Origin of the sequence: Psychrobacter sp. Ps1, assembly GCF_022129425.1 — a bacterium.
Taxonomy (GTDB): Bacteria; Pseudomonadota; Gammaproteobacteria; order Pseudomonadales; family Moraxellaceae; genus Psychrobacter.
This window is the reverse complement of sequence record NZ_JADQAN010000001.1, coordinates 210,686-236,167: the sequence shown is the minus strand read 5'-3', so window position 1 is coordinate 236,167 and position 25,482 is coordinate 210,686. Positions and strand designations below refer to the sequence as shown.

At 42.3% G+C, this 25,482-nt stretch carries 21 protein-coding genes; 4 read left to right on the top strand and 17 right to left on the bottom strand.

The genetic code is table 11. From position 1 onward, the window contains the following. Window positions 1-80: 80 nt before the first annotated feature. From I3249_RS00980 to I3249_RS00945, 8 genes are all read right to left on the bottom strand, one after another. Window positions 81-527, bottom strand: a complete 447-nt coding sequence (locus tag I3249_RS00980; RefSeq protein WP_238068082.1) for a transposase — start codon at window positions 525-527, stop codon at window positions 81-83. A gap of 52 nt (window positions 528-579) precedes the next feature. Next, window positions 580-921, bottom strand: a complete 342-nt coding sequence (locus I3249_RS00975; protein ID WP_173239480.1) for an IS630 transposase-related protein — start codon at window positions 919-921, stop codon at window positions 580-582. A gap of 101 nt (window positions 922-1,022) precedes the next feature. Continuing rightward, the gene (locus I3249_RS00970; RefSeq protein ID WP_238068081.1) at window positions 1,023-1,712 is read right to left on the bottom strand and encodes a hypothetical protein; all 690 of its coding nucleotides are present in this window, start codon (window positions 1,710-1,712) and stop codon (window positions 1,023-1,025) included. 160 nt (window positions 1,713-1,872) lie between these two features. Then, window positions 1,873-6,105, bottom strand: coding sequence for an ATP-dependent RNA helicase HrpA (gene hrpA, locus I3249_RS00965; protein ID WP_238068080.1), 4,233 nt, complete (start codon window positions 6,103-6,105; stop codon window positions 1,873-1,875). A gap of 206 nt (window positions 6,106-6,311) precedes the next feature. Continuing rightward, a complete protein-coding gene (locus I3249_RS00960) occupies window positions 6,312-6,902 on the bottom strand; it encodes a DUF1543 domain-containing protein (protein WP_238068079.1) in 591 nt (196 codons plus the stop codon). 85 nt (window positions 6,903-6,987) lie between these two features. After that, window positions 6,988-7,782, bottom strand: a complete 795-nt coding sequence (locus I3249_RS00955) for a metallophosphoesterase family protein (RefSeq protein ID WP_238068078.1) — start codon at window positions 7,780-7,782, stop codon at window positions 6,988-6,990. After that, window positions 7,775-8,773, bottom strand: coding sequence for an alpha/beta hydrolase (locus I3249_RS00950; protein ID WP_238068077.1), 999 nt, complete (start codon window positions 8,771-8,773; stop codon window positions 7,775-7,777). The genes I3249_RS00955 and I3249_RS00950 overlap by 8 nt, the downstream gene beginning before the upstream one ends. Before the next feature lie 203 nt (window positions 8,774-8,976). After that, window positions 8,977-10,398 (bottom strand): DASS family sodium-coupled anion symporter, encoded by a 1,422-nt coding sequence (locus I3249_RS00945; protein ID WP_165596973.1) that lies wholly within the window; start codon window positions 10,396-10,398, stop codon window positions 8,977-8,979. 388 nt (window positions 10,399-10,786) lie between these two features. On the opposite strand from I3249_RS00945, the gene I3249_RS00940 reads away from it, so the two are divergent. Next, window positions 10,787-10,951, top strand: coding sequence for a hypothetical protein (locus I3249_RS00940; RefSeq protein ID WP_238068076.1), 165 nt, complete (start codon window positions 10,787-10,789; stop codon window positions 10,949-10,951). A gap of 64 nt (window positions 10,952-11,015) precedes the next feature. On the opposite strand, the gene I3249_RS00935 is transcribed toward I3249_RS00940, so the two are convergent. Beyond that, window positions 11,016-11,714, bottom strand: a complete 699-nt coding sequence (locus I3249_RS00935) for a YoaK family protein (protein ID WP_238068075.1) — start codon at window positions 11,712-11,714, stop codon at window positions 11,016-11,018. A gap of 134 nt (window positions 11,715-11,848) precedes the next feature. After that, entirely contained in the window at window positions 11,849-12,658 is an 810-nt protein-coding gene (locus I3249_RS00930) for an enoyl-ACP reductase (RefSeq protein ID WP_101205004.1), read from the bottom strand. 445 nt (window positions 12,659-13,103) lie between these two features. Here I3249_RS00930 and folE point away from each other — a divergent pair, with 445 nt between their 5' ends. After that, window positions 13,104-13,700: a GTP cyclohydrolase I FolE gene (gene folE, locus I3249_RS00925; protein ID WP_180958127.1), complete on the top strand. Its 597-nt coding sequence runs from the start codon at window positions 13,104-13,106 to the stop codon at window positions 13,698-13,700. Between the two features lie 97 nt (window positions 13,701-13,797). Here folE and msrB read toward each other — a convergent pair whose 3' ends face one another. The 7 genes from msrB to I3249_RS00890 form a co-directional block, all read right to left on the bottom strand. Next, window positions 13,798-15,012, bottom strand: coding sequence for a peptide-methionine (R)-S-oxide reductase MsrB (msrB, locus tag I3249_RS00920; RefSeq protein WP_238068074.1), 1,215 nt, complete (start codon window positions 15,010-15,012; stop codon window positions 13,798-13,800). A 454-nt stretch (window positions 15,013-15,466) separates the two neighbouring features. Continuing rightward, window positions 15,467-16,771, bottom strand: coding sequence for an iron-containing alcohol dehydrogenase (locus tag I3249_RS00915; protein WP_238068073.1), 1,305 nt, complete (start codon window positions 16,769-16,771; stop codon window positions 15,467-15,469). 283 nt (window positions 16,772-17,054) lie between these two features. Then, window positions 17,055-18,659 (bottom strand): dipeptide ABC transporter ATP-binding protein, encoded by a 1,605-nt coding sequence (locus tag I3249_RS00910; RefSeq protein ID WP_238068089.1) that lies wholly within the window; start codon window positions 18,657-18,659, stop codon window positions 17,055-17,057. 76 nt (window positions 18,660-18,735) lie between these two features. Next, window positions 18,736-19,749, bottom strand: a complete 1,014-nt coding sequence (locus tag I3249_RS00905) for an ABC transporter permease (protein WP_197707688.1) — start codon at window positions 19,747-19,749, stop codon at window positions 18,736-18,738. 98 nt (window positions 19,750-19,847) lie between these two features. Continuing rightward, window positions 19,848-20,918 (bottom strand): microcin C ABC transporter permease YejB, encoded by a 1,071-nt coding sequence (gene yejB / locus I3249_RS00900; protein ID WP_057760341.1) that lies wholly within the window; start codon window positions 20,916-20,918, stop codon window positions 19,848-19,850. Window positions 20,919-21,021: 103 nt separating this feature from the next. Next, complete coding sequence (gene gloB / locus I3249_RS00895) at window positions 21,022-21,801, bottom strand: hydroxyacylglutathione hydrolase (RefSeq protein WP_057760343.1); 780 nt, start codon at window positions 21,799-21,801, stop codon at window positions 21,022-21,024. A 322-nt stretch (window positions 21,802-22,123) separates the two neighbouring features. Continuing rightward, window positions 22,124-23,956 (bottom strand): extracellular solute-binding protein, encoded by a 1,833-nt coding sequence (locus I3249_RS00890; RefSeq protein ID WP_238068088.1) that lies wholly within the window; start codon window positions 23,954-23,956, stop codon window positions 22,124-22,126. Window positions 23,957-24,189: 233 nt separating this feature from the next. Here I3249_RS00890 and I3249_RS00885 point away from each other — a divergent pair, with 233 nt between their 5' ends. Together I3249_RS00885 and I3249_RS00880 are read left to right on the top strand one after the other, a co-directional pair. Next, the gene (locus I3249_RS00885; RefSeq protein ID WP_238068072.1) at window positions 24,190-24,423 is read left to right on the top strand and encodes a helix-turn-helix domain-containing protein; all 234 of its coding nucleotides are present in this window, start codon (window positions 24,190-24,192) and stop codon (window positions 24,421-24,423) included. Beyond that, window positions 24,399-25,334, top strand: coding sequence for a transposase (locus I3249_RS00880; protein ID WP_238068071.1), 936 nt, complete (start codon window positions 24,399-24,401; stop codon window positions 25,332-25,334). The genes I3249_RS00885 and I3249_RS00880 overlap by 25 nt, the downstream gene beginning before the upstream one ends. The last annotated feature ends 148 nt before the right edge of the window (window positions 25,335-25,482 follow it).

The window sequence follows — 25,482 nt, the reverse complement described above, 5'->3', positions numbered from 1 at the left end:
GGCATCAAGCATGTCATAAAAGGTGGCTTTATGAATGCCTGTGTAGCGTTTAAAACCAGCGTCACTTTGTTTGAGTATAGTCAATCCAGAATAAAATTGGTACAACCCATATCATGAAACAGCTTAGGTAAATTATTCTCCATCCACCCTTGTCGTAGAAACTTAGCCTGTGCCCATTTTTTTTCAATAGGGTTTAAATCAGGGCTGTAAGGCGGTAGAAATAACAAGCGATGACCATGCCTGTTGAGTAATCTCTGAACGCGTTTATGAAAGCTGGCGTTATCCCTGACGATTACGGATTTTATTTTAAGACTTGGTATTAGCGTGTTTTTGCACCAGTTGTAGAATATGTCGCCATTGATATTCTTTTCGAAGTAATCAAGTGCAAATAACGCTTTTTCATATAAGGCACCAATAACATTGGTGCGTTTTTTACCTTGCCAGTTATAGCTATCGATGCAAGGGGTACCAATAGGCGCATAGCCATGAGAGCGGATGGTCCCAGCCTCGAAGCCACTCTCATCCATGTATACAATTGCATAGCCTTGAGCGATGTAGTCGCCCAGTTTACTTAGATATTTAGCTCTGTTTAATGGGCAAGCTTTTAGATGCTCTAAGGTCTTTTTTTTGACTGATACCAAGACGTTTTAAAGCGGCCTCGATGCCCGACTTACTACAGCCAAAACGCTGTGCTCTCTCGTACATGTAATCGTCTGGATGCTGTTCAACATCTTTTAATAAAGCTTCGTTAGGTATTTTACTGGGTGGTTTATTGCGAGTGAGTTTAATACTAGGATCTTTGAGCCAATTCTGTAGCGTGGCCTTACTAATATCATAAAATGCACAAGCTTGTCTGATACTCATATCTTGTTGTTTAACACTTTTAATCACTTGAGCACGGAAGTCTGCTGAATAAGTCATAATCTTTTTACTTTTCGCTTGTTTTAAAACTACTGTACCACTTTTATAAAAGATCTACTATAGCTTATCTATGTTTGGCATATCTATTAAGTAAGTAGCGTTCAATAATATACGTTGTGTCTTATAACTACTTTTGCAAGAGGTCTAATGAAAATTTGATTTTGTTTCTTGATAAAATCTTGAGCCATTGTTATTTTTCGATTGTTATTTAACGAACCAAAGCCTGAGTATAGAAGAACTATAGAAGCAAATAAGGCTGGCAACCCCACAAGTAAAAAATAAGGATGACTAATGTTAAAATCATCAATTTCCTGAGTATTTAGATAAGCTAATATTAAAAAAGCTGTACCGCCTAATATGTACATATAGGACATCGACCTAGTATAGCCATTTAGTTTTTCGGAATATTTATTTAGAACAAATCCACCTTTCTCTTTATCAAAATCGATATAAAACATGATGTCACGTATTTCTTCGTAGCTAATCTCTCCTTCTGATAAAATATGTAACTCTATTAACTTCTCTCTTTCTAACTGACTCACCCTTAACCCAGTTAATTTCTGAAAGTAATTATGCTGAAGTAACATTTTGAAAGAGGTTTTAGCACGCTCATTTATATGTTCACTTTCCAATGCTTTCTCTAAAGGTTCTATTTTTCCATACTTTAAGCGGTCAATAGCATCCAAAATATGTGGAAATTTAGTTACTCCAATATAGACAAGCACAATCATCAATAATATCAAAGTAATTGAAGCATCAAACTTTTCATCAATAAAGCTGAGATATTCCATTTATTTTTATGCTCCAAAAGATATTTACATGTAACACTATTAATAAATTAAGATTTCTAGATCAGTTAGAGACGATTAAGGGAAGCAAATTTAAACTTGCTTATAGTTTTAAAGTGGTAATAGTGCTTACTCCACGTACCATACAAAACTAAGATTTAGCCTAACTCACCTTGTCCCACATTTTGCTTAGACGCTTGGGCGATACTGCCATACGAGTTTTCATAGGCTGGGCAAACAGTTGAATACGATACTCTTCCACCATCCAGCGATACTCACTGATGGCTTCTTTGTCCGCACGTCCTGCTAGCCGCTCCATATGCAAGTCAAGCGCGTAAACACCATCGAGGTCAGCATCGAGGTTGTGCTCCAGACGCTCTAGTCGAATCTGTAGCGCTTCAAGATAGCGTGGGTACTGTTGCCAATGGCTGTAATCCATCCGATAAACAAAATCAGCCAAATGTAAATCTTCTAACTGATCTTCGATATCATCGATAGACTCACCAAATATCTCACGATCTAACATCAACAACCCTTGGCGAATACGCTGCCAACGAGTGTAAACATTCTTAAGCGTTTTAATAACGCTTTGACCAGTTAATAAGAAGTTATTGACTACCACTTCGAGAGTTTGGGTATACTCTTCAGAGGTAAACGGTAGCTCCTCGCTCAATCCAACTGCAATATCATCGGCGCTTTCTGGTAAATTCTCAGAATGATCAAATAAGACATAGTGCTCTTCGAGAGCCGCGTCTAACGCAGCATCTATAACGATCGTTTTAAGTTTATCCATGTCGCCAAGTGGCGCAAATGCCAGTTTAAATATACTGTCGATTTGGCTCGTTAGCTGCTTTTTCTTTGCACCAAGTTTGCTTTTAATTAAGCTCAATACACCGATACGATGTGCTTGAAGTGCTGCATTGACATCAGTATATTGATGAATCGATACAGCTTCTCCCGCTTCATCAGCGACGAGCGCTGCAAACTGTTTCATCACCACACCTGCACTATGATGATTTTTGCTGAAAGCAAAATGCTCAGGAAACTCAGTATGCACGCCTTGCTGTTCATTTACCGCTTGACTGGTCTCAGATGCATGACGAATCTGTAGGGTTTGCAGATCACGGCCTTTTTCGATGATACGGTTTTTCTCATCGACCACGCAGATTTGTGGCTGCAAATAGCGATCAATCGTAGATGGATTGAAGTTCTCTGGTGTCACCGACATGATACCGCGACGATGCAATGCCTGACATAGCTGTTTCAGCAATCCTTGTCCACCCTTTGGCTGCAACTCATCAAACAAACTGTCTGCGGTATTGGGTATCGGTACGATTTGACGACGTATCTCTTTTGGTAGCGACTTGAGCAGCTGCAATACCAATTCATAGCGCCAACCGGGCACACCCCACAGTAGCTCAATCGCGTCTAGCTGCGGTAATGCGGCAAGCGGTACACGTATGGTCACACCATCATCATCGCTGGCTGGATCAAAGATATAACGGAGCGGCAACTTTAGATCGCCCAGCTTCCACACTTCTGGGAAGTCCCCTGTGGTCGGCGCTTGGCTATTAAGTACGTCTTCATCAGTAAAGAATAGATGCTTAGTATCATACTTTTCGACTTCTGCACGCCAATCCTCAAACGCTTTACGACTGGCAACGTGCTCAGGGATTTTCTTATCATAGAACTGATAGAGCGTCTCTTCATCCACCAACAAATCACGGCGACGCAGCTTGTCTTCGATCCGCTCAACATGAGCAATCTTATCCATGTTATGTTGCAAAAATGGTGCATTGCGACCAAAGTTACCAGTTACCAAGCCATCACGGATAAATATCTCTCGTGATTCAACCAGATTGACTTGCTCATAGTTGGTCAGCTGTTTACTAATAATAATCAGTCCAAACAGACTAATCTGTGCGTAGGCTTTGACGCGTCCTGTTTTCTTGGACCAGTGTGGTTCGAAGTAATGATATTTCAGCAAATCACCTGCTGCTGAGATAATCCATTCTGGTTCAATTTTGGCAACAGTACGCATAAAGACTTGTGAAGTCTCCACCATTTCAAACGCCATCACCCAAGGTGGTATTTGTTTAAACACCGTACTAGCTGGGAATATCTTGGCCTTTTGCTGACGCGCAGCCAAATACTCACCGCGGCTTTCAGTCTTATGCGCGATGATAGACAACAATCCTGTTAACAACGCTCTATGCAGATTGGCATATTTGACCGCTTTTAACTCTTCGTCTTCGATCGCTGTCGGATCATTAACAGCCACATTTTTATCAGCAGCTTTTGACTCATTGACATCCGTTAACTTCAGCTCAGTGACCATCTGTACCAACTGACGATGCGTCTGATGCCATTCACGTACACGCGGGAAGCTTAAATAGTTTTTCTTAGCAAACTGCTTACGCTGATTACCAGACAGTTTATTGCCGTCTTCATCTTTTTCAAACAGTGCCTTCCATAGACTCAAATAAAACAAAAAGTCAGAGTCGTCTTGACGGAAAACCGCATGCTTTTGATCCGCTTGCGTGCGTTTATTGGCAGGCCGCTCGCGTGGATCCTGTACAGCGAGCGCGGCCACAACGATCAGCATTTCACGAATACAATCAAAATCAGAACCAGCCACCAGCATACGTGCCAGCCTTGGGTCAATTGGCATACGTGCCATTTTCTGACCAGTTGCTGTCAAACGTAGATGGTCAAGCCCTTTTCTCGCTTTTGGCTTGTTGGCTTTGTCCTGAGCAGCGGTATCTTTCTTGGAAGTAATAGCGCCCAACTCATCTAGCAATTTATGACCATCAGTGACCAATCGGCTATCAGGCGGCTCAATGAACTCAAAGTCATCCACACTACCCAGACGTAGGTTGGCCATTTGCAAGATTACTGACGCTAAATTGGTGCGTAAAATCTCAGGCTCAGTAAATTCAGGGCGACCACTAAAATCTTCTTCACTATAAAGACGAATACAAACACCTGGAGCGACACGGCCACAGCGACCTTTACGCTGATTAGCCGCTGCTTGGGAAATTGCTTCAATCGGTAAACGCTGTACGCGCGAGCGATACGAGTAACGCGAAATCCGCGCGAAACCCAAGTCGATCACATAGCGAATACCCGGCACAGTCAATGCAGTCTCAGCAACGTTGGTCGCGATAACAATGCGGCGACCTCGACCCGATGGCTGAAAGATACGCTGCTGCTCTTCGTAAGTCTGCCGTGCAAATAGTGGCAGCACTTCGGTATGGCGCGGGCCATGACGCTCAAGCACCTCTTGCGTTTCACGAATCTCTGCTTCAGTCGCAGCAAATATCAAAATATCAGCTTGATCGGCGTGACCTTTACTCTGCGCATCGCTAAAGCACTCTTCAACAGCAGCAACCACAGCACGCGGTAGGTTCTCCTCAAAATCATCGTAGCTGTCATCTTCTGAGCTGTTCACTGGCTCATCTGTCAACGGACGATAACGGACTTCTACTGGAAAGCTACGCCCTTCGACATTAAAAATAGGCGCAGGGACTTGCCGTTTGAGCTTATTGTCATAACGGCTAAAGTATTCACTAAAGCGCTTAGTATCAAGGGTCGCTGACGTAATAATGACTTTTAAATCTGGGCGCTTGGGCAGCATCTTTTTGAGATAACCCATAATAAAATCGATGTTTAAACTACGCTCATGCGCCTCATCGATAATAATCGTATCGTACTTACTCAAAAACCGATCATGACCCAACTCAGCGAGCAGAATACCATCCGTCATGAGCTTTACAATAGATTGCGCTGTCCCTTGCTCATTAAAGCGAATCTTAAAACTGACGGTATTACCTAATGGCTCACCCAACTCTTCTGCGATACGGTTTGCCACACTACGAGCAGCCAATCGTCTTGGCTGTGTATGCCCTATCTGCCCTGTAATACCGCGCCCTGCTAGCATTGCAAGCTTAGGCAACTGCGTCGTTTTACCAGAACCCGTCTCACCAGCAACGATAATAACTTGATTATCGATAATCGCTTGTACTAAGTCTTCTGCACGTTGGCTAACAGGCAGATCTAAATTTAGCTTGGCAGGTAAATCACTTGGAATACTATCGATACGTGCCTGCACAGCTTCTTGAGAACGCGTTTTTATTTTCTCGTACTGAGCACGTTTTTTGGCGAGTACATCATCTGAATTGTTCTTTTGCTCAAAACCATTATTAGATTTTTTATTTTTAGATACAGCAGCACTCGCCAGCTCTCTTTCAAGACGGCTTAAGTAATAGCTGTCTTTAGCAAGAACTGGTAAATCTGCCAGTGGTACTGCTGGCTTCTTAGTATCTTGAGTTTCATTTACAGTAGATGTATCTGAATTGCTGTTTTCAGGAATATTGGGCTTAGAAGTATTGGGCATATTTACTTAGGCTATTTATTATGTAGAAGTGGTTAGATTATGGGGGTAATTGGGGTATGATTCAAGTTAGTCGAGTCCTGATTGCTCTTGTATCAATAATGCTGAAATTATCACATATTACAGAACGTATCCGAACTTAAGCTATCCATTGATTTCATTTAATCAGGTATATATAAATCTACTTTTATAAGCTTTAGACAAACCTATTATAGCGCCAATTTCTTTAAATTCTTGATGCTTAGATAGCCGACGTACTCTTTGTCTTCTTTAGCATTTAACTCATCTGTATCACTAATAGGCTCAATCGAAAGCTGAACATTTGAGATAAGATCGTTTACGTTATATATGTCATCTATATCTACTGCAAACTTATCATCAATATGAGAAGCTGCTTTAAAAGGTGACGTTTCATCTTTAAAAGTAAACTGCTTATAAAAATCACTTTTTTTTGCTTGTTTGATCGCGTCAGCTTGGTTAGGTGCAACGATAAGTAGCTTGTAATGAAATTCTTCAAAACTGCCCTGCTGATAGCCACCTAGATTGATAAAGAATAACTTTAAGTCAGTATTTTTGCTTACTTGCTCATCTGACTCAATAAGTTTGATAGTGTAACCATTAACTTTGGTAATCGCTCGATATGAATCAATATGCCATTTATCTTTTATCTCAGGCCAATGTTCATTGATATCTCCTATCAAGTCACTCACCTGACTGGCCACACCAAAGAAGATATCGTGTTGCTCAATCAGACGGCCTTTAGGACGACCGCCCAGTTGAACCATATATAGTGTTAGCATTTTACGTAATCTCTATTAAATCAAAATCCATAGTTAATCTAAAGGTAATGCTATCATTGCTAGAATAGAATGTTTTTAAGTACTGTCATACTGGAACTACTCTACCCGTCTTCAATGCAAATGCCCAATCTTCACGTCCGTTTCTTAGAGCCATATTTGCTGCTGCCTCATGGTTATAAGCCACTTTGACATGCTCTGTTTGCCAATGTTTACCTTGTTGAGTCTCAATACACTTGATAAGAGCATAATTAGCATGAGGCGAATAAGTTTGCATCTTATGAATAATAGGCAAATCATCTTCGTAAGCTGGATAGCCAACGCTACCACTATTCACAATAGTTTGTCCTGACGACAGTACTACTGTTCGCGGGATGTGTGTATGACCACATAAGATAACATCATTATCAATACCATCAAGTAACGCCAATATAGTCGCATCATTACGCACTATTGGTTGACCCGTTTCGATATCCTCTAGTAAATATATCATGTCATCGGACGGTGAACCGTGGCAGAGGTATATATCCTCACTTACATGAAAATCAAATGGTAAAGACCGCATCCATTCAATCGCTTTTTTAGAGAGATCTTTGATAATAAAACCCATGGTTGGATTATTAGCAATTTCTGCCATAGTAGCTTCATAAATCTGCCTATCCTGATTGCCTCTAATGGTAATAATATCATCTCGATTTGCCATTAATAGCTCATAGGTAGCATGAGGTGCTATTGGCCCGTATAAAATATCACCAAGATTGACAATCTGATCAACATCTCGATATCTTATATCAGCAAGCACAGCTTCAAGGGCGTAGACATTACTATGAATATCTGAAATCGCAGCGATGGTTGTTATCTGTTTCTTTTCTAAGTTATCCATTTTCTGACTCACTAATCAAAAACTGCTTTACAACGTCAACGGTTGCTAACGGATCTTCTTCGTGCGGTACATGACCTAAGTTATCAAATATTTTAAGCTGACTATTACGTATATCTCTATGAAATAACGCGGCGTTTTCTACAGGAATAAGATCATCTTTTGCACCCCATAAGATCAAAGTCGGAATGTCCAGCTGCTTTATTTGAGCTTGATCACTCTCATCATCGCTATCATTTAGGCGACGACTCAAAGCCTGCCGATTACCTTGGCGCAAAGTCAATTCATAATATCTATCAACCAAGGCATCGTTTACTTTGCTATTATCTGCATACACACTTAAAACGCTTTTCTCGACGACACTTCTGGGTAGGATACGATTTAAAATTGGTGACATCATTGGATATTTAGCAAGTTTAAAACCAATAGGGACATGTTTGGGCGTTGCTGGATAACCAACTGAATCTACCAATATCAATCGATTGACACGCTCAGGATACAAAGCAGCGGTACGCCACGCTACCTTGCCTCCCAATGAATTACCGGCTAGCGTGACACGGTCCAGCTTCAAATGATTAAGTACTTCAATGACAAACGCCGCATAATTTTCGCTGCTATATTGTGTACTCTCGTCCACATAAGGACCTGTCAAACCAAACCCTGGCAAATCCATGCTCACGACACAGTATTGATCAGACAGCGCCTTGGTCCAGCCCTCCCATGTATGCAAACTTGCCGATGTACCATGCAATAAAACGATTGTTTCGGGTCGGTTTTTTTCGGCTGCATTGTCACGATTTTTATAACAGTTAGCTGACTGCACTACATGCGCCTGCATACCTTGTATGTCTATAAATTCGCTGTTGGGTAGTTGCCATTGTTTTAGCTCAGCGACGGTACGATCAGGTGCCCAGTATTTTGCTATAAATGCCATTAACACGGCAATTGCGCCTAGCACTATGAGAACAGTTGCTTTCAATAAATACTGTGTCATATGATCAAATCCATTTAATAAGATGACGTTAATAATAAACATTCTATACCGTTAGCTCGTATGATAAGCCATAAAAAACCCCAACGTTCAATTTGTCTTGAACATTGGGGTTTTTAGCATTTGTACATATGACTGTGTCTACATGAACTACTTAACTACTTAACTACTTAACTACTTAACTACTTAACTACTTAACTACTTAACTACAATAAGAAAAAGTATGCCCAACACCCAACGATGATAGTAGAGATAATATTAAGGATGACACCTGTACGTATCATCTCTGTTTGCTTGATCAAACCTGTACCAAACACAATAGCATTCGGCGGCGTAGCAACTGGTAGCATAAAGGCACAAGACGCACCGATACCAATAATAAGTACTAAGACCTCACTCGGTATACCCATATGCTCGGCAATTGCCACAAACACAGGTACTAAGAGCGCTGCTGAAGCCGTATTTGATGCAAACTCTGTCAAGAAAATAATAAAGGCTGAGATTGCAAGCATCACCACCAATAGTGGCGCTGTTTGTAAGCCATTAGCAACCGTCTCGCCTAACACTAATGACGCACCTGATACTTTTAGAATATTTGATAGCGCAATACCGCCACCAAATAACATGAGCACGCCCCAATCCGTGTTGTCTGATACCTGTTTCCAAGAAACTAGACCCAAGCTCACGACCGCCACTGCTGCAAGCAACGCGACAACGGCATCTGTATCTTCGATACCAACTGCAGCCCCAATTTGTTTAGACAACATCCAGCTAGCTGCCGTGACAATGAAAACAGTAATTGTTAATAGGCGGGTTTTGGTCCAAGGAATGATTTCATCTTGCTCTAGCTGCATAGTACGGTTTAGGTTCGGCTTTAGATACAAATACATCGCACCCAACAGTACTGGTAATAGTATCAGCATCATTGGGATACCAAACTTCATCCAATCAACAAATGCGATATCCAATGCTTTTGCAGCAATGGCATTTGGTGGCGAGCCGACAATCGTGCCCAAACCACCCAAACTTGCTGAATAAGCAATACCAAGCAGTACAAACACAAAAGTACCGCGATCTTCTTTACTATCAACTTGCGTTAAAATACCGAGTGCCAATGGGAGCATCATTGCCGTTGTCGCTGTATTCGATATCCACATGGACAAGAATGCCGTCACACCAAATATCAAAAATACTGCTGTACTGAGCTTGCCGCCCGACAACGATAGAATTTTTAGCGCAATCTTTCTATCAAGCTTTTGTACATGTAACGCGGCCGCCAAGGCAAAACCACCAAAGAAGAGATAAATAATGGGACTAGCAAAGCTTTGCAGACCGACTTCAGCATTAAAATCAGGAATGCCAATTAATGTCCCAACCACAACCACCAAGATCGCAGTGATTGTGACGTGTATCGCCTCAGTGAGCCATAGCACGCCGATAAAAAACAGCATTGCTAGCCCTTTGTTAGCACTGACCTCAAATGGCAATACACTGTAAATAATAAAACTAATGATTGCCGCAATGGCGACCACGATCAATCCTTTTCCCGTTCCCTTTGGGAATGTATCCGTAAATAAATACTCGTTACCATCATCAGGAATATGGCTATCCAGCTTTTTCTCTGACATAAATTATCCTTATCGCATCCAAAGTGAGTATGAAGTCAAAGTTATTGCAACACACTTATTGTAAGACATCATGATATTCATATAGCGAACATTACGCGCGAAAATATCATATCAGAATAACTTATATATGAATACATTTTGATTAATTTTGTTTTTTTAGGATATCTGTTTGATTCGTTAATGATAATCACCTCTCGACTTTGTGAGATTTGTCAATAGTAGCTCTCTCACTACTTTGTTCTCACTGCTTTAAATGGACGCCTTGGTTGATAAAAATTACATAAAGCATTCAAACATTCATCATTTGGGGCTATACAAGTAAAAACCGATACCACATAATCTTAGGGTTAGATAGATAATCATCAATAAAAACAAGAGGAATGACACTATGACAGATGCAAATAAAACCGATGCAACCACAAAAATGGCGCCAAAAGACATTAATCAAGATAGTCTGACCAAAGAAGATCAACAGCGTACTGACGACTCAGCGTTAGATATGATGCAAGGTATGCATGAGCATGAAGATCATCAAGAAGAAGGCGCAAAATAAAAGATGGCAGAACGGCAGATAAAGCCAGCTATCTAGTATTAACAGCAAAAATAAGAAGCGCTTGTCATGATGATGAGCGCTTTTTTAGTTTTGTTTCTCTTTGTTCTGGCAAGTGATTGGAGACATAGTTATATATAAATGCTGCGGTTAGAACGATTGCGATGGGCACAAGCAACGCATCATAGCCAACTTTGGCAAACAAAAGAGCCCCCACTGTACTGCCACCGCAGAAACAATACCAAATAACGGCCTGAAAGCCCAATGTCGGCTTACTAATGGAGCGACCCGCAAGCCAGTTACCGATTGCTGCACCCATATCGGATGTCAGTCCTGTCAAATGAGTTGTGCGAATAACTGCTCCACTATAAGTGGCTACCATCGCGTTTTGTAATCCGCAGGCCATCGCTGCTGCCAATTGTCCGAGATAGTCATGCTGCTGATATAACCAGTAGGCAGCTATTAGTAATGCTGCTTCAAAATATAGCGCACGCCCGTAACGACGGCCTAGTGTTAAGAATGTCTGCCCAATGACAAAACCGCTTAATATTGCCCCTGACAAAAAAGACAATAGTAGCGCTCCGATATACAAAATACTGTGGGCGTCTGAATAAGCGATAGCTGCTGCAAACAAGCTTACATTGCCCGTGACATGCGACACTGATAAATTGGCAAACCCCATTAATGCTGTCGTATTCACGCAACCAGCACTAAATGCCAATACTGCCCCGCCCCATAGTATCCACTTTGGTAACTTGGTTATCATATCCCTCGTCCAAAGGCACGTAGCTAAAAAGGCGCATTGCTAAAAAAGCACGTAGCCAAAAAGACTCATAGTATAACTAGAAAAGACAGCCAATTGGCTGTCTTTTCTATTATCAAACGAATCATCTATAACAATTACTGTGCTGGCTCATCAAGCATCATCAACTGCTCGCTGATAGCTACTGTATTGAAACCTGCATCAACGAACATAATTTCACCTGTGATACCAGATGCCCAAGGCGACAATAGGAACAATGCGGCATTGCCTACTTCTGTCTGTGTGATGTTGCGTTGTAGTGGCGCAATTTTTTCGCTGATATCAAGCATTTTACGGAAAGACTTAATGCCACTAGCCGCTAGCGTGCGAATTGGACCTGCTGAGATCGCATTGACACGGATACCTTCGCCGCCCATAGAAGTCGCTAAGTAGCGCACGCTGGCTTCAAGACTGGCTTTTGCCATACCCATGACATTGTAGTTTGGCAATACTGAGATACTGCCTTCATAAGTTAATGTCAGCATAGAACCATGACGCATTGCAAGCAACTCACGAGCTGCTTTTGCCAATGCCACAAAGCTGTAGCTAGAAATATCATGTGCTATGTGGCTGCCTTCACGCGTGGTAGCATTGACAAAGTCACCATCGAGCTGATCCATTGGGGCAAAACCAATGGCGTGTACCACACCATCAATACCATCACCCCAATGCGCGGTTACTTGCTCAAAACAAGCAGCAATCGACTCATCAGAGGCGACATCACACTCTAGCACCAAATCCGCTTCAAATTTTTCAGCGGCCATATCGACACGCTTTTTGATTTTATCATTCGGATAAGTCAGGATCAGTGAGGCGCCTTCGCGGTGTAGCGCTTCTGCAATAGCCCAAGCGATAGAGAGTTTACTTGCGATGCCAGTTACGACAAATCGTTGTCCTTGCAATAGCATAAGATTTCCTTTTGAATCAATCGAGATGATTTAGAGTATAGGTTTATTTAGAGTAATCAGAAAGTGACGCGTCATGAAATGATGCAAATCAAAAGATGACTTATTATACACGAATTAGTTTAAGTAAACAGTCGTAAACTGTACTTGTCGACTCTCATTAACGTTGTATTAACCTCTCATTTAGTAAACCAATCAGATATCTGCCATCCATAACGGTCTTTATATAAACGTTCTAAACGGTATACACCGTTATAGTTATGACCCTATTGATTTGTCTGACGACTCTGAACAGATTAAACACTCAACTGCTTGCTACAGCAGTATGAAGTTCAGCAGATTTCGAGTATAATCACAGCCCTTCCCAGCTTGCACAATTTTATAAGAATCCTGACATGATAGGATTCAACGTTAAGCTACACCCACATTTTGGATGGCTGCCAAACTTATGAGTAACACCCCAATAATAACCCCAGATTATAAAGAAAGTACCGAATCCTATCGCCAACTGATTGGTTCAACTGGCGAAGACTTAGATCGTCCTGGTTTATTAGACACGCCTGTACGTGCGGCAAAGGCTTTTGCTCACTTAACCAAAGGCTATCATCAAAGCATTGAAGAGGTGGTCAATGATGCGGTTTTTCCATCGACCAATCGTGAGCTAGTACTGGTACAGAACATTGAGTTTTATTCACTGTGCGAGCATCATATGCTACCGTTCCATGGTGTGGCTCATATTGGCTACCTGCCTGATGGTCAAGTACTGGGGCTATCGAAGTTTGCCCGCATTGTCGATATGTTTGCCCGTCGTCTACAAATACAAGAAAACCTGAGTGAACAGATTGCACAAACCATCATGGATGTTACTGGCTGTCGCGGCGTGGCGGTAGTCATGGATGCCTCGCACATGTGTATGATGATGCGCGGTGTCAGCAAACAGCATTCAACCACGCGTAGTACCGCGATGCTTGGTGAGTATCAACACAACAATCAAGCTCGTAATGAGTTTTTGGGTGCCGTCCCTAAGCGCCAACCGGCGTTTTAAGTCGCTGTTAATTGATTAGGCTGTTGTGAATAACAACCAAATAAAAAGGACGCATATGATGCGTCCTTTTTGTTTGGCTGAGCGATAGAAAATAGCACTAACCAACTGGTTTTACATCATCTACCCAATCGCCATAACCAGCAGCTTCCATATCTGCAAGCGGAATAAAGCGGAGCGCTGCTGAGTTCATGCAATAGCGCTTACCTGTCGGTGCTGGACCGTCATCAAATACATGGCCCACGTGTGAGTCCGCGTAACGGCTACGAATTTCAGTACGGGTTCCAAATATTCCTCTATCTGGCTTTTCAACCACTAAGCTCGTATCCAATGGGCGAGTAAAGCTCGGCCAACCTGTACCAGACTTATATTTATCACGCGAAGAATACAGTGGCTCACCAGATACGACGTCCACGTACAATCCAGGCTCTTTATTATCCCAGTACTCATTATCAAAGGCGCGCTCGGTACCTTCTTTTTGAGTGACTTTGTACTGAATATCACTAAGGGACTTCTTTAGCGCATCTTGTGAAGGTTTTACAAATGTATCTGGGTTAAAACCTTTGCTTACTTTGCTATCTGATGTGTTATTTGGCGTCACTTGCTGTGTGCTATCTGCTTCGGGCGTAAACTTACTAAAATCAAGCTCATAGTTTTTACCATAGACACTCTCGATAAATTGATAGCGACCAGAATTGAAGGTATAAGCTTTGTAGCGTATTGGGTTCTTTTTATAATAATCTTGATGATACTCTTCAGCAGGATAAAAAGTACTAGCAGGTACAATCTCGATCACTACTGGCTTGTCATACACGCCAGATGCTTGCAGTGATTGCTTGGCCGCTTCTGCGATTTGCTTTTCTTGCGCATTGTTATAAAAAATCGCTGGACGGTACTGTGTGCCGCGGTCAACATACTGCCCTTTATCATCAGTAGGATCAGCGATTCTCCATAGCGCCTGTACTATGCCATTGTAAGTAATCTTCTTAGGATCATAATACACCTGTGCCGCTTCTGTATGCCCAGTACCACCTGCTGACACCTGCTTGTAGGTTGGGTTTTCAGCGGTGCCACCTGTATAGCCAGACACGACTTCTACCACGCCAGGGATTTTTTCATAACCTGCTTCAACACACCAAAAACACCCACCCGCTACAGTGGCTACTGCCAATCCTGGTGTAGTCGGTGCATATGGGTTAGCGGCAGTTGTGTTCTTTACAGTAGAGCTGTTCTCAGTTGATGCGCAACCTGCGTAAATCGCACTACTCGCTATGATAACTAACCCTATAATTCTAGATGGTAATATGCGGTTCATGAAAATCTCCTAAGCGTAATGTCCTTTACATATCCTAACGCTTTTGTATCACTAAAACATTCCTATACTGTTATATATTTACAGTTTATTAAGATATTTTTTATCAACTGGGTTTAGGGCGTGTCCTCAATTCAATCGATAGTCATCTAAATGGGTTAAAAATGGCTAAATCTTGCCAAATGGTGTCAAATAGCTGACTAATATCTCGATATTAGTCAGCTATTTGACACCGTTTGACTGCAATTTATCTTATTTTTATCACCATTTTTAAAATGAGGACACGCCCTAATCACAAGATAAATTAAACGATTATTTGATAACGATCATATATTTTAGTATGAGTTAACTATAGAAATAAGACGGAAACTTTATTACCTCAATGCATTAAAAAAGCCCATTCTCCAAAGAATAATGGGCTTTTATTTATCGTAAGGTTATCAATGTAAGCATAGGATTATGAAGATTTTTGGCTACCTTTATCAGCACGTTCATCACTTGCCTGCTTAATTTTCGTTAGAATTTCTTTGATTTCAGATGCTGATAGATAGGTTGGCACAGCATAAGTATCACTGACTTCTTTTGCAGCTGCCTTTGCGATATCATTAAAGTCGCTGGTTTGCATACCATTGACAGTTGGATCAATATTTAGATCTGCAATCAAGTCTCTAACTTGCGTGATAAGGTGATCTGCTATCTCACTATCGCCATTAGCTGCTTGACCATCCTGTACCATACCAGTTCTTTTCGCCAATGCAGCCAGTCTTTTTTTGCTCGCTTTGCGATTGACATCAAGTACATAAGGCAACACGATGGCGTTAGCACGACCATGAGGAATACTATAGTAAGCGCCTAACTGATGCGCGATAGCATGCACATAACCCAGACCTGCTTTGTTAAAGGCAATCCCGCCATAATGAGCAGCGATACCCATCTCTTCTCTTGCTTTTAAATTGCCACCATCTTTATAAGCTAGTGGTAGATAATGCATAACAGATTTTACGGCAGAGGCTGCATAATAATCCGTCTCTACGCTGGCATTGGCACTCATCCATGCTTCTAGTGCATGGGTCAATACATCAATGCCAGTATCTGCTGTTATATGGGCTGGCATGCCTTTCATAATAACTGGGTCAATCGCTGCGGCTAGCGGTACCATTCTTGGATCGATAGACAATGCTTTTTGATGCGTTTTATCATCCGATACTACTGCGCCAAGTGTCGCCTCTGAACCCGTGCCAGCCGTCGTTGGTACGCAGTATAAAGGCGTCGCAGGCTTTCTTGCTTTAAGAATACCGATTAGCTGTTTGGGCTTGCACTTGTTGCCTTGAGACATGGCTATCATTTTGGCCGCATCGATCACTGAACCGCCGCCAATAGCTACGATAGAGTCACAATTGGCTTCTATAGACTGACTGAGCCCTTCTTCAACTACTTTAAAAGTAGGATCTGGCGTAATACCGTCATAGATGTGATAACTGATATTTTTCGCATCTAGATAATCAGTGACTTTCGCAGGTATGCCCAGTTCGTTGAGCACTGTATCCGTGACAATAAACACATTGGTATTGCCTTCATTGATCAGCATATCGCACAGCTCATCACAGGCAGTCTCACCAACGAATAACATCGGTCTTCTAATAGGTATCACATAGGACACTGCTTTTAATACCTTCGCCCGAGTTTTAGCGACAGCCAAATAACCAGCATGCTGCAAGCTGTTGTTCTTTACCAATTTAGTAATACTGTTTTGTGTTTTCATGAGCACAAAAATCCTTTTTAATGATGGTTTTAACTGCAATAAAGACCGTTAAAGACCGTTTTTGCCAGCTAGTTAAATATTACTAATTTAAGAGCGCCAGAATGTATAAAGATACGCATCACAGCATTATAAAATGGGCAGCTCTCTAAAATTATTGTACCACTGCTTTTTTCAATATGTCGCTATTATTATGAACTGCGATGTGTCAATTTTATACCAAGCCGCTTATTTTAGTCGCTTAGTTTGATTGATCAATCTAAGTGGCTACAGTAAGTCGTTTAAACTAGTCAGTACTTGCCCTTAATAATTGCTGAGTGTAAGTATGTTGTGGATGATTGAAAAGATCTTCGGTACGTCCAGATTCTACGCAAGTGCCTTGTTTTAACACCATAATATGCTGACACAGTGCACGTACTACCTTGAGATCATGACTGATAAAAACATAGCTGATTTGCAGTCTTTCTTGAATTTCACGTAATAAACTAACTACTGTGACCTGTGTGGTACTGTCGAGCGCAGAGGTCGGCTCATCTAATATAAGTAAGCTTGGTTTCATAATGAGTGCACGCGCCAGTGCCACGCGTTGACGCTGGCCACCTGACAGCTCATGAGGATAGCGCTGCGCAAATGCTAAAGGCAGATGTACCGTAGCCAGACTATCTAGCACCGCTTGCTGACGGGCAACTTTTTCCACGTCTTGTACCAGCAATCCTTCTTCCACGATTTGCATGACCGTCATACGCGGATTAATACTGGCAAATGGATCTTGAAATACCATCTGTATCTGCGAGCGGAAATTACGTAGCGCCTTTTTGGACAATGCTGAGATATCTTGATCATTGACCACTATCTGCCCATTCACACGTGCTTGGTTGCTCAGTAGTTGGCTGAGCGCTAGCGCAATGGTGGTTTTTCCAGAGCCAGATTCTCCAACGATACCCAATGCCTGACCTTTTTGCAGTGTCATATCGACACCTTTGACCGCATCGAACCAGCGCTTGGTACCTCCAAGCAGACCTTTTTCAATTGGGAATTGTACATTAAGACGCTTCACTTCTAGTACGCTTGATTGTTTATCTGCGTTATCGTCTTCTATGATTAATGCCTGCCCAAAGTCTTGCTGAATAAGTGTGCGAGTATAATCGGCTTTGGGCTGACTAAATACCGAAGATGTTTTACCCTGTTCAATCGTTTGACCTTGGCGCATAACGATAACCTCATCACTATAGCGCCTGACCAGATTGAGATCATGACTGATTAATATCATCGCCATATTGTGCTTGCGTTTGAGCTCATCTAGTAGCGTCAAAATCTCATGCTGCAAGGTAACATCGAGCGCAGTCGTTGGCTCATCAGCAATTAAAATATCAGGCTGCTGAGCCAATGCCATGGCTATCATCACTCGCTGACGCTGACCACCTGATAACTCATGTGGGTAACGGTTCAACTTGTCAGCAGGATCTGCAATATTGACATCATTTAGCAAAGCAATGCTAGTGTCTCGCCATTGCTTCTTAGGTGCGCCGCTTAGACGCAACGATTCAGCAATTTGTTTAGCAACCGTATGTAACGGATTTAATGCGGTCATCGGCTCCTGAAATACCATACCAATCCGCTGCCCACGAATAGACCGTAGTGCAACATTACGCGCCTTATCATTCGCTATAGGTAATATAGACATACCTGCCGTACTTGCCAACTGAACTTCACCAGTAATCGTTAAACTATCTGGTAACAGACCTAGTAGCGCAAGACTGGCGATCGATTTGCCCGAGCCTGACTCACCTACAATAGCTAGAGTTTGCCCTTGTCGTAGCTTATAAGACAGCGCATCGACTAACTGGACACCTGTAGTCGTCGTGATAGTTAAACTATCTACTGTCAGCATAAGCTTATCTTGTGCACGATGAAGACTTTCATTTGGCGCATTGCTGTGCTTAGTGGCGACAATATTTTTAGTCATATTAAGAACGCCTCGGATCAAATGCATCACGCAGCGCTTCGCCGACGAAGATGAGCAATGACAAAATAAAGGTCAAACTAAAGAATCCTGACAAGGCAAGCCAAGGTGCATCAAGGTTGTTCTTCCCTTGTACCATTAGCTCACCAAGAGACGGCGAGCCAGGTGGCAATCCATATCCCAAGAAATCCAGCGCAGTCAAAGCGATAATATTGGCCGTTAGAATAAATGGCAACTGCGACAAACTAGAAGCTAACGCATTGGGTAAGATATGTCTAAGCATGATTTGGCTGTCCGAAACACCTAAATTGCGTGCAGCTCGCACATAGTCAAAGTTGCGGGCTCGTAAGAACTCTGCCCGTACCAAACCGACCAAACCCATCCAACCGAACAGTAGCATCATGGCGAACAGCATAATAATGCTGGGACTAAACAGACTGACCAAAATAATAATCATAAACAGCTGAGGCATACCGCCCCATACTTCCATAAATCGCTGCCCTGCCAGATCTACCCAGCCGCCATAATAACCTTGTACCGCACCGACGATAATCCCAATCAGTGCACCCGCAAGCGTCAAGGCCAGACCAAACAGTAACGACACTCGCATACCATAAAGTATCCGTGCCAGCACATCACGTCCCATATCATCAGTACCAAGCCAGTTCTGAGCATTGGGTGCTGCTGGATAAGGCAGACCAAGCTCGACGTTGGGCGTCTGGTCGGCAAACGGAATAGGCGGCATTATATAAAACCCTTGCTCATCAATCAGCGACTGCACTGCAGGGTCTTTATAATTGGTTTCGGTCTCAAATACACCGCCAAACGTCGTTTCAGGATAGGCCTTTAATACCGGAAAGTAATAATCGCCTTGATATTGAACCAGTAAAGGTTTGTCATTGGCAATGACGTTAGCTGCCATACAAATAACAAATATCACTGCGAAAACAAACAGCGATATCACCCCAAGTCTATTTTGACGAAAGCGATTGAGTCGTGCTTGCCAGATAGGGTTCAAGCGTTGCTTTTTTGTGGTAGATAGCTGCTCAGGCATTGGCGCTTTATCTGGTTCGCTATTAATAGTACTGCGATTTGGTGAAGGTTGATTATTTGACATTAGCGCCCCTCAAAGTCAATACGAGGATCGATTAAGTGATAGCTCAAATCACTGATTAACTGCAGTAGCAGCCCCACTAAGGTAAAGATAAATAGTGTGCCAAATATCACTGGATAATCGCGTTGTTGAATGGCTTCAAAACCTAGTAAACCGAGGCCATCAAGTTTAAAGATAATTTCAATCAAAAAGTTACCAGCAAAGAAGATACCAACGATAGCGGCCGGAATACCTGCGATAATAATCAACATCGCATTGCGAAAAACATGTCCGTATAGTACTTGACGCTCACCTAAGCCTTTAGCACGAGCAGTGAGTACATACTGTTTGCCCAGCTCCTCTAAAAAGCTGAATTTGGTCAGATAGGTCAAACCTGCAAAACCGCCTACAGTACTTGCCAGCAGCGGTAACGCCAAATGCCAAAAATAATCTTTTACTTTACCAAGCGCGCTTAGCTGATCAAAATTTTCGGACGTCAGTCCCTGTAATGGAAAGATATTCCAATAGCTGCCACCTGCAAAGAAAACCAGTAAAATCACTGCGAAGACAAACACAGGTATTGCATGTCCGATCGCTAGCAGCATAGCAGTGGCTTTATCAATGCCTGAGCCATGATGCATCGCTTTATAGACGCCTAGCGGAATAGCGATCATATAGATGAGCAACGTACTCCACAGCCCAAGCGATATCGAGACTGGCAGCTTCTCTATGATAAGATCGGTCACCGACTGCCCTTTAAAAAACGACTCACCAAAATCTAGCTGAGCGTAGTTCTTTAGCATGAGCCAAAATCGCTCTGGAGCGGATTTATCAAAGCCATATTGGGCATTGATCGCAGCGACCATCTCCTCAGAGAGACCACGCGTGCCTTGATAAGTACTGTCGTTGCCACCTGCACTGCCCGCACCAATATTACCGCCAAGCGCATTATCTTTTGCGCCCTGCTCAATAAGTGCCAGCTGCTGCTCAACAGGCCCGCCCGGTGCCGCCTGTACGATCACAAAATTGGCAAGCAATATCAAAAATAGTGTCGGCAATATCAGTAGTAGTCTTTTTAAGATATAACGACCCATAATGGCGACTTCCTAAATAAAGAGAGATAGCAATGACGTTCAGCAGCGAATTGTGGTGTATTAAATAGGTGCTTAAAAGCAAACTATTTGTTAAAAACTTACTTTAAAAGTTGTTTTTCAGCTCACGTAACGCTGCAAATACCGTTAACGACTTCTCATCATCGATAGGCATTTTGGATTTAACTCCTGCGATTACACTCGGCTCTTGTGTACGTAAAAACACATTTACCGTGCGCTCATGCTCTAGTGTCACTGGTAGCGTTGCCATGCCTTGTTCAGTTTGTACCTCTGCTCGTGCTAAGGCTTGCTGCATCGATTCATTGTCAGGTTCAATAGATAGACCAAAACGTAGGTTACTGGCCGTATATTCATGCGCCGGATACAGTAGCGCCTCATGAGGCAAGCCGTTCAAACGTTTAAAGCTCTCATGCAGTTGCTCAATCGTACCAGTAAACACACGTCCACAACCTGCACTAAACAACGTATCACCGCAGAAACAATGCTTTTGCCCATCTATATCTAAGATATAGGCCATATGGCTAGCGGTATGCCCTGACACATCCCAGACTTGCGCAGAGCAGCCCCATGCGCTTACCGTGCTACCGTCTTTGATAGTTTGATCCTCATCGACACCATGCTCACTATGCGCAACCAGATGAGTCATCGGATACGATTCCTGTAACTCTGCGACGCCGCCGATATGATCGTGATGATGGTGGGTCGTCCAAATCGAGGTTAGCTCCAGTTCATGCGTCTCTAGATAATCAATGACCGGCTGGGCTTGACCTGGATCAATGACAATCGCTTGCTTATTATTTTCATTAATCAATGTCCAAATATAGTTATCGCTAAATGCCTTGATTGGGTGAATACGGATACTCATGTTAAATCCTTACCGGTAGTTATTTTTGTTGCTCGTTATTTTGAATTATCTAGGGCGTTTCCTCAATTCAAACGAGTGTCCTCTAAATGGGCTAAAAACAGCTAAATTTTGCCAAACATCGTCAAATAGTTGGTCAATATCTCGATATTATCTGCATTATTTTCCTCGTTTGACGGCAGTTTATCTCATTTTTATCACCATTTTTAGAATGAGGACACGCCCTAATCTAACTGTTATTTGATAGCAACAGCATATATTTAATAAAACAGCATATATGCTCAGCTGTCCGTTATCACAAGGTCAAACCTCATATAAATACTGTCTACTGCTTTAAATATTTATTAATGCGCCCTTCTGCCTCTTTATCCACCCACCAGTAATCGATACCAACAGCATTGGTCGGTAGTTTTTCGGTATGACGATACTGATCCCAGTAGGCGACATTGGTGCCAGACTTGCCGTATAGCGGTACGACATAATGACCTGCGCGCAACAACCGATCTAACACCTGTGTATACAGTACAATCTCGTCACGATTTTTGGCATTACCAAGGGCAGCAACGACCTTATCGACGGCAGCATTTTTGATACCAGCACTATTATGATTGCCAGGCTCGTCAGCAGCAGCGCTACCCCAAAATGCCGCTTGCTCAGCACCAGGAGATAGGCTTTGAGCAAATACGTCCACGACCATGTCATAATCAAAACGGCGCATACGCTCATAATATTGCGGCCCATCGACTTGACGCAAAGTAGCATCAAATCCCAAGCGTTTTAGATTGCGAATATAAGGTAACAATACACGGCCCATGGTCTCGCCTGTCATCAAAATCTCAATCTGAGCAAGCGATCCATCAGGTTGATATAATTTCATATCCTCGTAATAAAACCCAGCCTCTAACAATAGCTGGCGCGCCTCTAATAACCCTTGACGATTAAAACCATTACCATCGCTGGTGGGTAGCTGCCACTCTGCTAATGTTGCTTTGCGCTGAATCGGTTCGAGCTCAGACAATAACGGTGTCAATACCTGCATCTCTGCATCAGATGGCGTACCCTTTGCTGCAAGCTCTGAGCCATGGAAGAAGCTCTGCAAACGCTCGTACTGCCCATGAAATAGGGTTTTATTCATCCATTCAAAATCATAAGCAGCTGTCAGTGCTTGGCGAACTTTAATATCTTGAAAGATTGGGCGACGCAAATTCATCACCAACGCTTGCATCGGTACTGGATTTTGACTGGTTATCGTCTCTTTTTGGATAAGCCCTGCTTTGACTGCGGGGAAATTATACCCAGTTACCCAGTTAGATGCTTTATTTTCGGGGCGAAAACGGTATTGACCGGATTTAAAACCTTCAAAGGCAATTTCATCACTTTGATAATAAACAAACTTGATCATATCAAAATTGTAGCGGCCACGATTGACCATCAAATCACGACCCCAATAATTGGGATCACGTATATAACTTACCGAACGCCCTGCATCGACTCGACCTAGTTTATAAGGACCACTACCCATCAATGGCGACAGACTTATTTTCTCAAAATCGGTATCAATGGAAGATTTGGCAAATATAGGAAACTGCCCAACGGTCAGTAAAATCTCTTTGTTTTCAGCAGAGGCAAAGACAAACTTTACTTGTTGATCATTAATGATTTGAATGTCTTTGATATCACTTAGATAACTGCGAATATACATGGGGCCTTTGTTCAATATCGCCTCAAAAGTCGCTTTTACATCGCGACTGGTCACACCCGACCCATCCCAAAAACGAGCATTAGGATTGAGATGATAGATAATCCAGCTGGTATCATCTGGATCATATGTCACTTTACTTGCCAGCTGTGGATACATGGTAAATGCTTCATTTAATGAGCCAGTCATCAAAGTATCATACAGATAGTCTGTGCCAATCATCGCGACGCCTGTGGTCATCCATTTATTGGCGCTATTAAACGTACCGCGAGCATCTAGAGACAGCGTACCTCCTGATGGCGCTTTTGGATTGGCATAAGGTAAGTAAGGTGCATCGATGTACTTAGTAGGACTATTGTGACCAAGCGCGGTCGTCGTGATAGGTGCAGCGATACTGCTCGGTATCAAACTGACGGTGATGGTTAGCAATACAGCTTTTAACAGGGCGTTTTTTATTATCATGACGTTATAATAAACCTCTATGCTAACCAATATAAATATCAAAACGTAAAGCCTGACAGCAAAACAGCGTTATAGCAAAATTTTATCATAACAAACTTAGGTTTTTTAACACTTTAGCGCAGAATTTCCCTACTTCTAAAGTAGTGGGATGAATGCATTGTTGGTAGTAACTATTTCTACATGTGGTATTATTAATAATAAATATAGCACGAAATATAAGCACCGTCTGTATGCCCACTCAAATTCTAAACGCCCATAAAGTTAGGATATATCCTAATGCCGATCAGCAAGTATTCTTTGCTAAATCATTCGGTTGTACGCGCTTTATTTGGAATAAAATGCTTGGTGATAAGATTGATCATTACAAAGCTACTAAAACAACACCCCAGCTCAGTACAAAAAAGAGTTTGAATGGCTCAAAGAAGTGGATAGCCTGGCATTGGCTAACGTACAGCAACAGCTAAGAGCTGCCTATAGCAAGTTTTTCAAACAAGGCTCAGGTTTTCCTAAATTCAAGAAAAAAGGCATTAAAGACAGCTACACCACCAACAATCAAAAGGGAACGGTAGCCATCACAAAAAACACCGTTAAACTGCCTAAAATAGGCCACATCAACGCCAAATTCCCCAGTAAAATAAACGGCTTAATAAAAAGTGCCACCATAAGCAAAACCCCATCAGACAAGTATTACGTCAGCCTATTGGTTGAAACGGTCGTTGAGCCACTACCAAAGACTCACTCTAATATCGGCATTGATTTAGGACTGACCCACTTCATCGTCTTATCAAATGGATGCAGAGTTGCCAATCCTAAGTTTCTGGCAAAGTTGCAAGATAAACTGGCGCGAGAACAAAAGATTTTAGCCAAACGTAGAGCTGTGGCCAAAGCGGATCAACGTAAACTATCAGAGAGCGGTAACTACCAAAAGCAAAAACTTAAAGTTGCTAAAGTCTACGAGAAAATAACCAATAGCCGCAAAGACTTTCTACATAAGCTCTCATTCAATATCATCAAAAACCACGATGTTATTGCTATTGAGGATTTGAATGTAAAGGGTATGGTTAAGAACAGGAAACTTGCCAAAGCCATATCGGACAGCGCTTGGTCGGTCTTTACCACCATGCTGGCATATAAAGCGGAATGGTACGGTAAAACGCTTGTTAAAATAGACCGGTGGTATCCATCCTCTAAAACGTGCTCAGGATGCAGTCACTTGCTAACGAAAGCTGAATTACCGCTGTCGTTAAGATCTTGGAATTGTCCAAGTTGCCTGCAAGAAAATGACCGAGACCTCAACGCCAGTATTAACATCTTAAATCAAGGATTGCTACTGGCTAAACACTCAAAAACTGTCGGTGCGACAGGGTTAGCTTAGTCAATTCGCTTAACCGCTGATACAGAATATCGTGTCAAGTATGAGCGTTACCTAAGAAACCCCTACCTATAAGGTAGAGGGTAGTTCATCCTAATGGTTTGCCGTGTTACGCGGCATCCATCAGTACGACATCATTGATATTAGATAT